General features: G+C 67.5%; 10 protein-coding genes and 1 riboswitch. Of the genes, 8 read left to right on the top strand and 2 right to left on the bottom strand.

The window, feature by feature from the left end:
- Nucleotides 1-311 precede the first annotated feature (311 nt).
- Nucleotides 312-1,556 (top strand): DUF1343 domain-containing protein, encoded by a 1,245-nt coding sequence (locus VF665_RS02960; protein WP_331051910.1) that lies wholly within the window; start codon nt 312-314, stop codon nt 1,554-1,556.
- A 116-nt stretch (nt 1,557-1,672) separates the two neighbouring features.
- On the opposite strand, the gene VF665_RS02955 is transcribed toward VF665_RS02960, so the two are convergent.
- On the bottom strand, nt 1,673-2,833 hold the full coding sequence (locus VF665_RS02955; RefSeq protein WP_331051909.1) for a PepSY-associated TM helix domain-containing protein: 1,161 nt from the start codon (nt 2,831-2,833) through the stop codon (nt 1,673-1,675).
- Nucleotides 2,834-3,224: 391 nt separating this feature from the next.
- Nucleotides 3,225-3,299, top strand: a riboswitch (cyclic di-GMP riboswitch).
- A 37-nt stretch (nt 3,300-3,336) separates the two neighbouring features.
- Between VF665_RS02955 and VF665_RS02950 the strand changes: the two genes are divergently transcribed.
- The 7 genes from VF665_RS02950 to VF665_RS02920 all read left to right on the top strand — a co-directional run bounded on the left by VF665_RS02950 (nt 3,337) and on the right by VF665_RS02920 (nt 9,853).
- On the top strand, nt 3,337-5,127 hold the full coding sequence (locus tag VF665_RS02950; protein WP_331051908.1) for a hypothetical protein: 1,791 nt from the start codon (nt 3,337-3,339) through the stop codon (nt 5,125-5,127).
- Between the two features lie 17 nt (nt 5,128-5,144).
- Entirely contained in the window at nt 5,145-5,786 is a 642-nt protein-coding gene (locus VF665_RS02945; RefSeq protein ID WP_331051907.1) for a hypothetical protein, read from the top strand.
- A gap of 2 nt (nt 5,787-5,788) precedes the next feature.
- Nucleotides 5,789-6,451, top strand: coding sequence for a hypothetical protein (locus VF665_RS02940; protein ID WP_331051906.1), 663 nt, complete (start codon nt 5,789-5,791; stop codon nt 6,449-6,451).
- A gap of 826 nt (nt 6,452-7,277) precedes the next feature.
- Complete coding sequence (locus VF665_RS02935; protein ID WP_331051905.1) at nt 7,278-7,931, top strand: hypothetical protein; 654 nt, start codon at nt 7,278-7,280, stop codon at nt 7,929-7,931.
- A 49-nt stretch (nt 7,932-7,980) separates the two neighbouring features.
- Nucleotides 7,981-8,622, top strand: coding sequence for a hypothetical protein (locus tag VF665_RS02930; protein WP_331051904.1), 642 nt, complete (start codon nt 7,981-7,983; stop codon nt 8,620-8,622).
- 38 nt (nt 8,623-8,660) lie between these two features.
- On the top strand, nt 8,661-9,323 hold the full coding sequence (locus tag VF665_RS02925) for a hypothetical protein (protein WP_331051903.1): 663 nt from the start codon (nt 8,661-8,663) through the stop codon (nt 9,321-9,323).
- 152 nt (nt 9,324-9,475) lie between these two features.
- Complete coding sequence (locus VF665_RS02920; RefSeq protein ID WP_331051902.1) at nt 9,476-9,853, top strand: hypothetical protein; 378 nt, start codon at nt 9,476-9,478, stop codon at nt 9,851-9,853.
- A 24-nt stretch (nt 9,854-9,877) separates the two neighbouring features.
- Here the strand turns inward: VF665_RS02920 and VF665_RS02915 are convergent, their stop codons facing one another.
- Nucleotides 9,878-11,353, bottom strand: coding sequence for a HAMP domain-containing sensor histidine kinase (locus VF665_RS02915; protein ID WP_331051911.1), 1,476 nt, complete (start codon nt 11,351-11,353; stop codon nt 9,878-9,880).
- Nucleotides 11,354-11,475: the final 122 nt, after the last annotated feature.

The raw sequence follows: 11,475 nt of genomic DNA, 5'->3' as shown, positions 1-11,475 counted from the left end.
TCAAGAAGCGGTAAGCCCCGACACCGGCCGCTCGCGCGTCCGGTTCGGGGCTTCAACTGCAACACCTTCGCGACAAGCATTCCGCCGGCGCGCGGATCGTGGTTGAAGCCCCGAACGGCGCGCCTATGGCGCCGGGTCGGGGCTTGCCGCAGGTAGAGCGGCGGATTCATCCGCTCAGGGAGCCCCGCTGGGCCGCGCCGCTGGTGGCCTCACGCCAATACTCGCCCGCGCTGGTTCAGACGCACATCCGCGCCACGACCCGGCATTCGCGGCGCCGAGGCTGCCGTTCCAGACTACCGATACGAGACACGATGAAGAGCCCTGTTTGCGCCCTGCTGCTGCTTGCGGCGTGCAGCCAGCCCCCCGCTCCCGCCGCGGCGCCGGCGATGCGGATGGCAACATCGGATTCAGTCGTGGTGCGGCCGGGGATCGAGACGTTCCTGGCGGACGTGCGGCAGCGCCTGCGCGGAAAACGCGTGGGGCTCATCACCAACCACACCGGGATCGACCGGGCGGGCGCGACGGACATCGACCTGATCGCGCGGCACCCGGACCTGCGGCTCGTGGCGCTCCTTGCGCCGGAGCACGGCATCCGCGGCAACGTGGAGGCGGGCGAAGCCATCCGCGACGATACGGATCCCGCCACGGGCGTCCCCATCTACTCCCTCTACCTGGCGGAGGACCGCGGGCCCACGCCGCAGATGCTGCGCGACGTGGACGTGCTCGTCTACGACCTGCAGGAAGTCGGCGGGCGCACGTGGACGTACGTCTCCACCATGGCGCTCGCCATGCAGGCGGCCGCGCGAAAGGGCATTCCGTTCGTCGTGCTGGACCGGCCGAACCCCATTGGCGGCGAGATCGTGGAGGGCGCGCTGCTGGATCCCCGGTTCAAGTCGTTCGTCGGCATGTACCCCATCCCCGCGCGCCATGGAATGACGGTGGGCGAGCTTGCCACGCTGTTCAACCGGAAGTACGGGATTGGCGCGGACCTGATCGTCGCGCGGGTGGCGGGATGGGAGCGTTCGCGGTGGTTCGACCAGAACGGCCTGCCCTGGGTGAACCCGTCGCCCAACCTGCGCTCCCTGGCCGCGCTGACGAGCTATCCGGGAACCGTGTACTTCGAGGGGACCAACCTGTCCGAAGGCCGCGGAACGGACCGCCCGTTCGAGCAGATCGGCGCGTCGTGGCTGGACGCACCGCGGGTGGCGGAGGCGATGAACGCTCTGGGGCTTCCGGGCATCCGCTTCGAAGCCATCACCATGGCGGTGTCGCCCACGGCCGCGAAGTTCCGGGGCGAAACTATCCCCGCCATCCGGTTCGTCATCACCGACCGCCAGACGTACCGGCCAGTCCGCACGGCGCTGATCCTGATCGACGCGATCAGAAGCCGCCATCCGCGCGACTTCGCCTGGAGCGCCACCATCAACCGCCTCACCGGCTCCGACAAGGTGCGGCTCGCCATCGAGGGCGGCACCCTCCCCGCGCTGCTGGACGAATGGGACCGCGAGGCCGCGCAGTTCCGGGTGGACCGCGTACCGTATCTGCTGTATCCGTAAGCGCTTCGCGTGGTGCCCTGCTCGCACCCGGCTGCCGCACGGCCGGTCCGGGCTCCGGATGAACGAAAGCCCCGCCGCGGAGGTCCGCGGCGGCGCTTTCTTTCATGATCCGGTGCTCAGCCCGCGGCTTCGGCGGCGCGCGGCAACTTGCGGCGGGCGCGCCAGGCGGCGAAGCGGCGCAGCGACAGCGAGATCCCCGTCCACACCAGCAGGGCCGCCGCGAGCGACGCGATGCCGGCCAGGGTCTGCCCCGCCAGCCCCAGCACCTCGCCCGTGTGCGCGAAGCGAAGAATGCCGCGCAGCTTCCGCCCGGGGGAGGTCGCGGCAAACGGCTCCCACTTGGTGACACGGCCCGTACCGCGGTCGAACGCAAGGGTGGCGCGCGTCTGCGGCTGCCCGCCCGTGCCCCGGTCGATGGTGAACGACACCGGCGCGTCCGGCTTGGCGGGGATCTGCAGCGTCAGGATCTTCCACCCCGGGACGCGCGCAACCGCCTGCGTCCACAGCGGATCCAGTCCGGCCAGGTCCGGCGGCGGTGCGGGCCGCCCGCCCCCTGCCCCGCCGCCGCCTTCCGGGTTGCGGGGCGGAGGCGTCTCGCCCATCACCCGGAACACGAGGTTGCTGGCCCACGGGTACGAGATGACCACGCCCGACGGGATGATGATGGCCAGCGGCAGAAACATCCAGAACCCGAACACGTGGTGCCAGTTGAAGTCCCGCGCCTTGGGCCGCAGCCCGCGGCGGAACCACATGATGTTGCGCAGATTGGCCCGCCTCCACTGCTTGGGGATCCAGAGGATGGCGCCGCTGAGCAGCAGGAAGAAGAAGAGAAGGTTGGATGCGCCGGTGATGGCCTTGCCGCGGTCGCGTCCCTCGCCGGCGGCGGCGCCCATCCAGCGGTGCCAGTCCGTCACCCAGCTGAAGAACTTGCGCGTTTTGGTGCCGCCCGCGCCCAGCGTCTGCCCCGTGTACGCGTTCACGAACACCGTTCGCTCCCGCCCGAACGAGACGGCCACCGGCGCATCCGCCGCGCCGCGCCACACCACCGCCGTGGGCTTTCCCTTTTCCGTTCGCAGTACGCGCCCCAGCAGTGCCTCGGGTGCCAGCCGCGCCGCGCCCGCGGCCAGAGGCGAGCCGTCCAGCCCGCGCGTGTCGGCCCAGAGCGTCAACTGGCGCTGGTAGGTCAGCAGCACGCCGGTCACCGACATCACGAACACCACCACCCCGGCGATCAACCCCGCCGTAAGGTGGCTCCAGAAAACGATCTTGCGCAGCACGGACCCGTCCAGAAGAAGCTTCGTTGAGAATGATTCTCAATCAGAGTACCGGATGGACGAACCTGTGTCAAGCGAGATGCCGCCGCCCCGGACGATCCTCCCGGTAATGCCGGGCTCCCGGATGAGAGGGCGGGTGCGAACGCGGACTTCCGTGACGGGATGAACTCTGGCCCTGAGCCGCATGCAACCCGGCAATTGTGAGCGGCCGATGGCGCCTTTCACGCTCTTTCTTGGCAATCGCGAGATCTGCGACTAGCTTGATTCTTGGGGGCTCGCGCTCCTGCTTTCCTGCGCCGCACTCCGCGGCCGCGCGAACCCGTTTCCTGCCCCCGCCGGGTGCACCGGCGGATCTACCCCCGTCCCCAAGGTCACGTCCCGTGCACCCGATCGGACCCGAAAAGAGCACACCCGCCGCGAGGCGGGGCCGCAGAGCCAGGGGCCTCACCGAGGCAGCCCAGCCGCCGAAGCGCGCATCGTTCCCGTTCGCCCGAGCCGCCACGCGCGTGTGCGTCATCGGCCTGATGCTCCTGGCCGGGTGCGACCTGCGCCAGCATCCGCTCGCATCCGGACCCGCGGACTCGCTGGCACCGCGGCACGGCCTTGTGGATCCCGTGGATGCGGACGCGTTCTCCACGTCGGGGGCACTGCCGGTGCCGCCGGACAACATGGGATGGGGAACGGTGCCCCTGCGGCCGCTGGGGATCGTGTTTCCCGAAGCCATGTGGGTCCGCATCCGCACCTCGGGAACGGTAGAGTACACCATCAATCCCGCCGCGGAGGGAAAGCCCTGCCAGAACCCGTGCGTGGATCACGTCGCGCCCATGGGCCGCGGCGGCTCGGTGGGCGGGGCCGGCATCCCGGGCACGGGCTATCTGCGCGTTTCCGTGACCACCGGTCCGCCCGGCATCGCCAACCAGTGGAGGCCGATTCCGTTCGGCGACGGGCAGCTGGAAAGCATCGTCCGCGTGGACGCCGGCTGGGAGCTTCAGGCGAGCCGCATGGGGATTCAGGGGATTCTGAGCTGCCTGTTCTGCAATCCGTCCATTCCATCCACGCCGTGGTATCTGCTGGATGGCGGAACGGTGATCACGGCGCAGAAGGTGATTCCCCTGCAGGTGGCGGCGCGCACGCCGGTGGTGGCGCGGGGCAAAGCGGTGGAGTTCGACGCGGTGGCCATCGAGCACGTGTCGGACTTCCAGTGGATGTACATCGCTACGGACGGCGCGGAGCAGCTGGAGGCCGTCGTGCATGCCTGCGCCGGGCAGACGTTCTGCTCGTACGCGCCGCGCGACAACGGCTACATGGTGGTGACCGGCCGGTACCCGAACGGCACCACATTCGAGGCTCGGACGGACCCGGTGCGCGTGGTGGATGCGCAGCTCACGCTGGAGTGCACGCCCGCGGAGGTCATGCGTGCGGCCAAGGACGTTACCTGCACCGCGGCGGCGGAGGGTGCGTCGGACTTCGAGGTAACCGGCTGGCAGTTCACGTCCGCCGACGGCCGCCACACCATCACACCCAGCGATCCGGCGCAGGACAGCCGCAAGACGTGGGCGGGACTGATGGTGACGAGCGGCACCGTGACCGTGCAGGCCCGGGTTGCTGGCCAGCCCGCCAGCGCCTCTGCGCAGGTCACGGTGATCAATCGTCAGTGGGGAACCCGCGCGCCGCACACCACCTTCGAGCCAGAAGGCAGCTCCGGTCACCGCATCCAACTCCCGCGACAGATCATTGATGCTGAGGATCTCGGAGCCGCTAATTGGTTCAGTGCCGAATCGGACACTGACAATGCGCCCGATTACACGACCTCAGTGGATGTAGGCCCGAACGAGGGGATGATCTACTTCGGCGAAGAAACCACACTCCGAGTGTTCGGGTACTATCGAATCAACATCGAAGCGATGTCTCAAGGGAGCCGTTTCTACAACGCGCAGCAGCGAGTTGCGTCCGGCGGGAACGTTATCGGTGGACTATCGTGGTGCCCGCCTCATGTCGTGACTGGTGATTCACGACAAGCGGTGACTGCTCACGAACGTAAGCACGGGACGGAGTATGAAATTGCATTCACACGCGACTTCGGCCCCGTAATCAGTCGCATGGAGCAACTTGTTGCGTTGGACGGACGGATTTTGGATCGTGAGTACGGAGCAGCTTGGAACCAATTGGATCTCGTTGCCCGAACGTACTCAGAAGGAATGCACAAGCGTCCTGGAGGCAAGGTCGTGCCCATGTATGCTGCACGCCCGTGTGCGTTAAAGAACGAGCGAGGTAACCTCCTGCAGAATACACCTTGAATTTCAGGACAGGACTGATGCTGAAACGAATGATCATTATCGCCGTCGTTGTGCTAGGCATGCCGCACCTACTACAAGCGCAGGATGGAGACCCTGCACTGCTCGCGCAGTTGCGTAACGATTGCCGGCTTGCGGCCCAGATACTCACGACGGGGCATCCAGATCCTCACAGACTGTGGGCGATCGAATTCATTGCGCGCTGCGAAGGTGAAGGCCCCGTTATGCTTGGGTCTCTGTGGCGCACCTCATCTTCCGGTGAGGAGCTTGAGCCGATGGTAGAGTCGAGCTTGCAGATCCGGGACGCGCGGCTGTATCGCCAGCTTCGTGAGACCGCCGCGGATCGCTCCCGCCCCGCGGCGGTGCGCGCCGCCGCAATGCTGGTGCTCACCCGGTATGCAAACACCAGGAACGCCCTCTGGCTGACCGCGTTGGTGCCGCCGGACTCCATCGGTGAGATTCCGTTGATCTTCGGGTCGGGCACTCCGCTCCGCCAAGCGACCGGCGAAGCGCCGCTCACGGCTCCGATCGCTGCTTCCATCCTGAGCTTGCTCGACCAGATCTCCGCGGACCGCAATCGGGAGAGCCGGACCGTGTGGTATGCAGCGGCGGTGCTGGCCAAGCGGCTGCGGCTGGACATCGCCAACGGAGAGGCGTACTGAACATGGAGCGTCGGCTGATCACCGCGATGCTCAGACGTGTGCTCATCGTGCTGGTGGTCACTGCCTACCCACGTCCCGCTCACGGGCAAGAAGGGGATTCCGCTCTCCTGGCCCGATTCCGCAACGACTGTCGCCTCGCGGAACAGATCCTCAGAACCGGGCACCCAGATCCACACCGTGAATGGGCACTCGCGTACATCTCACGGTGCGAGTCGGCGGGCCCTGTCACGCTGGCTGCGTTGTGGCGAGACATCTCTGCGCCGGACGAGATCGAGCCCTTGGTGAATTCCAGCCTGCAGATCCGAGATGCACGGCTCTACCAACAGCTGCGCCGGACAGCCGAGGACCGAGCACGACCAGCAGACGTACGGGTAGCGGCTCTGCTGGTGCTTGCCCGGAACACCGATCCGAGGAACGCGATCTGGCTCTCGGACCTGATCCCTCCTGACACCATCGATTGGATTCCCCTGAAGCTTGGCTGGGGCACGGGTCCCCGCCAACTGATGGGTGACGCGCCGCTGACAGAACCGATCGCCGCGTCTGTCCTGGACCTGTTCGAAGGGATTGCCGCGAACCGGGACACGGAGCCGACCGCGGTGTGGTACGCCGCGGCGGTGCTCGCGGAGCGACTCCGGCGTGACATCCGCCGCGGCTTCGCTCATTGAGGGGCAGTCCAACATGGGCGACCCGACGCCTTGCCACCCCTCTGCGTAGAGGCAGTAAAGTGCTGACCACATGGAGTTTGCGCGCAGCACTCGCGGCGGCAGTGGTGGGTTGTGTGTCTTGTTCGCTCAGCGCCCAAGCGGGAGAACAAGCCGACCCTCATCTGCGGAACGACTGCCGGTTCGCGCGCCAGATCCTTCGAACCGGTCGGCCGTCTCCGCACTGGGAGTGGGCTCTGAGTGCGATCCGCCGATGCGATGTCTCCGGGCCGGCGGCAGTTCTTTCGCTTTGGGCACAGGAGTTCCCGAAAGATCGGAACGAGCTTATTCAGGTCATCGGGATTGGGGGCTCCTTTCCGGTGCGCAGCGTGTTTGATGCAGCCCGGTCAATGGCCGAAAATCCTACCATGCCTGACGATGTGAGGATTTTGTCCATCATCTTGCTGGCGGGCTTCGCGGAGCCCGTATTCTCGCTCGTGGGAACCGACCTGTTTTCTCCGCCGCAGGGCAGAAGGCCAGGCATCATCAGTGTTACCGGAACCAATGCGCGGGCACAGGTGGGGGAGCTTGGCGCCGTACGCAGTGAGGTTCTGCAAGTGCTGGAACACATCCGTGCCAGCACGCCTGAGGGCTTGGTGCGTAACGCCGCCATCCAGCATCTCTTTCTGTTGAACACGGCCACAACTCCGCAACCACCCCCGCGAACTGAACAGAGCGCGAAAACTGCTCACCCGTCCAGCACGAGAACTGTAGCACGAAGAATGGCCGCGATCCGGCCGCGGCTGGACATTGCCAATCGTAGAAGCGTACGGATCGGATGCGGCACCCGATGATCACCGCCCTGCGCAGACTTGCTGCGCCTGCCATCGTGATGGCGACCGCCTGTTCACGCCCTGCTCGTGGGCAGGGGACGGATCCGGAACTTGAAGTACAGCGCCGCAACAATTGCCGCGTCGCGGAACAGGCGCTCGGAACCGGACGTCCGCACCCGCATCGGGGATGGGCGCTGCGGTTCCTGGCGCAGTGCGAGGAGAATGCTCCCGTGGCGCTCGTGGCTGTATGGCGTACGGTTTCCGCGGAAAGCGAGATCGACCCTCTCGTGAGGACTACGCTGCAGATTCGGGATGCGCGCCTTTATCAACAGCTCCGAGAAACAGCCGCGGACCGCTCCCGCCCCGCTGACGTGCGCGTCGCAGCGATGCTTGTGCTGATTCGCTACACGGATAAGCGTAACGCGTTGTGGCTGTCTGACCTGGTTCCGCCCGACTCCATTCGGCGGATTCCGCTGATCCTGTCCTACGGGACGGGATTGGATCAGTTGTCCGGCGACGCGCCGCTGAATGAACCAATCGCCGCGTCCGTGCTGAGCTTGTTTGAGGAGATCGCGGTTGACCGGAAGGCGGAGCCCAAGCACGTGTGGTACGCGGCTGCGGTTCTGGCTGAGCGGTTGAGGCGGGACATGCGCCGTGGCTTCGCGCACTGAACGTGGGCGGAAATTGAGAAAGCCCGACTCGCGATCCCCAACGAGAATCATGCGCAGATCCGTTCTCTGTGTGGTCGCGCTGGCACTGGCTCACGTTCAACCTGTCGCCAGCCAGCAAGCCGGCCCGGTATTGACTGCAGAGTACCGCAACGACTGTCGGCTCGCGGCGCAGATGCTGGAGACCGGGCACCCGCAGCCGCATCGGGCGTGGTCACTCGGAATCATCTCCGGATGCGGGGCTGAAGGGCCCGCTACGCTTGCCTCCGTCTGGCGGTCCATCACAGCTGGCGAGGAGATCGGTCCGCTCGTCAGGTCCAGCTTGCGTCTGCGCGATGCCCGGCTGTACCGCCAGCTTCGTGAAACCGCGGTGGACAGGTCGCGCCCGGGTGCGGTACGCGCGGCGGCGATGCTGGTCCTGGCTCGCTACACCAACTCTGGTAACGCGATCTGGTTGAGCGACCTCGTCCCGCCAGATACGGTTACACGGATCCGGCTGGTTCCGTCGTCCGGCATTGGCCTGAATCAGGTCGAGGGAGCGTCGCCTCTGCGAGAACCGATTGCGGCGCCCGTCCTCGCGCTGCTCGACGAGATCGCTTCCGCTCGTGGGACTGAGGAGAAGGCCGTGTGGTACGCGGCTGCCGTCCTTGCCAAGCGACTCCGGAGCGATATCGCAAACGGAGCCGCGCATTGACGTCGTCCCTGTTGCGCATCGTCGCTCAGACAGGAGCCATGGACCGCCAGCCGAAAAGTGCAGTGCGTGCGGTACTGCTTTGGTCAGTCCTGCTGACGCTGGCGGCTGGCAACCTCTCCGCTCAGGACACGGATCCGCATCTCCGGGCCGAGCGGATGCGGGATTGCCGTCGAGCCGAGTCGATCCTCGCAACGCAGCAGGCTGTGGCGGGGCGAGATTGGGCGCTCGCGTTCATCTCACGATGCGAGTCGGCTGGCCCGGCAGTGCTCGCGCGTTTGTGGCAAACCGTAACGCTCGGTGAGGAGATCGAGCCGCTGGTGACCTCCAGCATGGAGATCCGTGACGCGCGATTGTACGAGCAACTGCGCGCTACAGCCTCGGATCGCACTCGCCCCGCGGAGGTGCGGGTCGCGGCAATGCTGGTCCTTGCGCTCTATACGGATACACACAACGCGATCGGGCTGGGCGATCTTGTTCCCCGCGATTCAAGCGATTACATCCCGCTGGAACCCGGCTGGGGCACCGCGCTACGGCAGAACATTGGCGACGCGCCGCTGAATGAACCAATCGCCGCGTCCGTGCTGAGCTTGTTTGAGGAGATCGCGGCTGACCGGGAGGCGGAGCCCAGGCACGTGTGGTACGCGGCCGCGGTTCTCGCGGAGCGGCTCCGGCGTGACATCCGCCGCGGTTTCGCGCACTGAAGCATCCGCTCAACTCTTCCCGGCGGGGCACGACGCGGCTTTCTGAGTTTCTGTGTGACGATGTGACGGCATGGGCAACCGATGCGCTCAGGTTGGCATCCCAGCAGGAACGCGGGTGCCGCGCGACGGACATCGTCAACGAGAGTAGCGAGATGACCAGATCGACAACGAGGTGCGCCGCCGCCATGGCGCTGGTGCTGCTGGCGGCGTGCGCGGGGACGAAGCCCGCGCCGCACAGTTCGCCTGCGCCCACGACGCAGCCGTCTGTGGTCACGGAGGCCGGAGAGGCGGAGGCCGGCGAGGCCACGTCGGAGTTGGTGACACGGAGTGGAGATGCCGTCGAGCTCATGGACGGCGGAGAGCCGGTGGACGGCGGCGGGACCGACGCGCCGGGGCTGCACGCCACCGCGCCGGGCGTGGGTCTTCGGGGCTGCCTGGGGCTGCGCGTGGACCGGAGACGCGTGTTCACGCCCCCCACCTTTCCGCCCAGCGTGGGCCGGGCCGCGCAGGACCTGCCGCGCGTCCGCTGACGAGGCAGCCGCCCCCGCGTCCGCTCAGGGCCGCGGGTTCGCGGGGGCGGGCTGCTCGTCGGCGCGGCTGCCGACGGGGAGCCAGAGCGTGAAGGTGCTCCCCACCCCCGGTTCGCTCTCCACGCGGATCTCTCCGCCCAACGCCTCCACGATCCGCGCGCTGATCGCCAGCCCCACCCCCGAGCCGCGCGCCGCGCTCGGCTCGAATCGTACGTATTCCTGAAACAGCAGGTGGCGCTTCTCCGCGGGAATCCCTGATCCCGTATCCGCCACCTCCAAGGCGACACCGGGCCGCCCGCCCGGGCCGGAGCACGCGCGCACACGGACGGTGACGCTGCCCGCCGGCGTGTACTTGACCGCGTTGGAGATCAGGTTGCCCAGCACCTGCCGCACCCGCACGGGATCGCTGTGCACCGTGGGAACGCCGTCCGCGATCTCCGTCGTGAGCGCCAGCCCCTGGGCGGCGGCCTGCCCGCGGAACTCCTCCGCTGCATCTCGCGCGATCCTGGCCACGTCCGTGGGCTCGCGCGACACTTGAATGGCGCCCGTGTCGGCGCGGGCGATCTCCAGCAGGTCTTCGATCAGCGTCACGGCCGACGCCAGCGAGCGGCGCGCCTTGCCGATGCTGGCCTTCTGCCGCTCGGTAACGGAATCGAGGATCCCTTCCTCCAGCAGTTGAAGAAAGCCGTCCGCCGTTCCCAGCGGGTTCTTGACGTCGTGGCTGAAGCCGCGCATCAGCCGGGCCTTGCTGTCGCTGATGCGCTTGAGTTCTTCGCGCCGCTGCTCGGACTCCTTTCGCGCCAGCCGCTCCGCCCTGAGTGCGCGGCTCACCTCCCGCGCCAGGGCGCTTTCGCGCCGCGCGAACCAGCCCACGAGCACCGCCGCGCAGAGCGCCAACGCCCCCATCCCCGCGGAGATGGCGCGCTGCTGGCGCACTACCCGGCTGCCGCGGTTGATGTCGTTTTCCAGCGCCCGGGCGAGCGCGCCTTCCAGCCGCACGCGCGCGGCGGTGACGGAATCGCGCAGCGGCCGCTGCCGCGCGAGTTCCGCATCAAAGGTGGCATCGTCGATGTCGCCGGACGCACGCGCGTCGGGAAGCACGTGGGCGCGCTGGGCCAAGGCGTGCAGGTGGCGGGTGTGGGCGGCCACCTCCGGATCCACGCTTTCCGCCACGGGGAGCAGGCGCTGAAAGATGCTGTCCTCGCGGCGCCGCGTGAGCTGGTAGTGCGCGCGCGCAGCCGGCGTGCTGGTGAGCCGCAGCGCCTCGTGGTCCGCCACCTCCTGCGTGAGCAGCAGCCGCAGTTCAGACACGAGGGCGTCCGCCCGGCCTACGGTGTTCTCGGTATCCCGGCGCAGCACGTCCAGCCGCCGGATCATGAGCATGGGGGTGACGGCGAGCGTCAGGAGCGAGATGATGACGAAGGCGAGCGCCAGCGCGGCGGGCGAGATGCGCAGCGTCATCCCGTTCCGGTCGTCGTCGTGCACGTCGTCGCTCTGCATCGTCACGGGTTCATGCGGGCGAAAAAGGGGAAGCACGCGCACCGGCCCGCTACTGCTGCGCCCGTACGCGCCCCCTGATACCCGGGTCGCGTACCATGCGTGGCGCCCCCCCCCCCCACAGG

Source organism: Longimicrobium sp., assembly GCF_036387355.1.
Taxonomy (GTDB): domain Bacteria; phylum Gemmatimonadota; class Gemmatimonadetes; order Longimicrobiales; family Longimicrobiaceae; genus Longimicrobium.
This window is presented reverse-complemented; position numbering and strand designations above follow the sequence as displayed.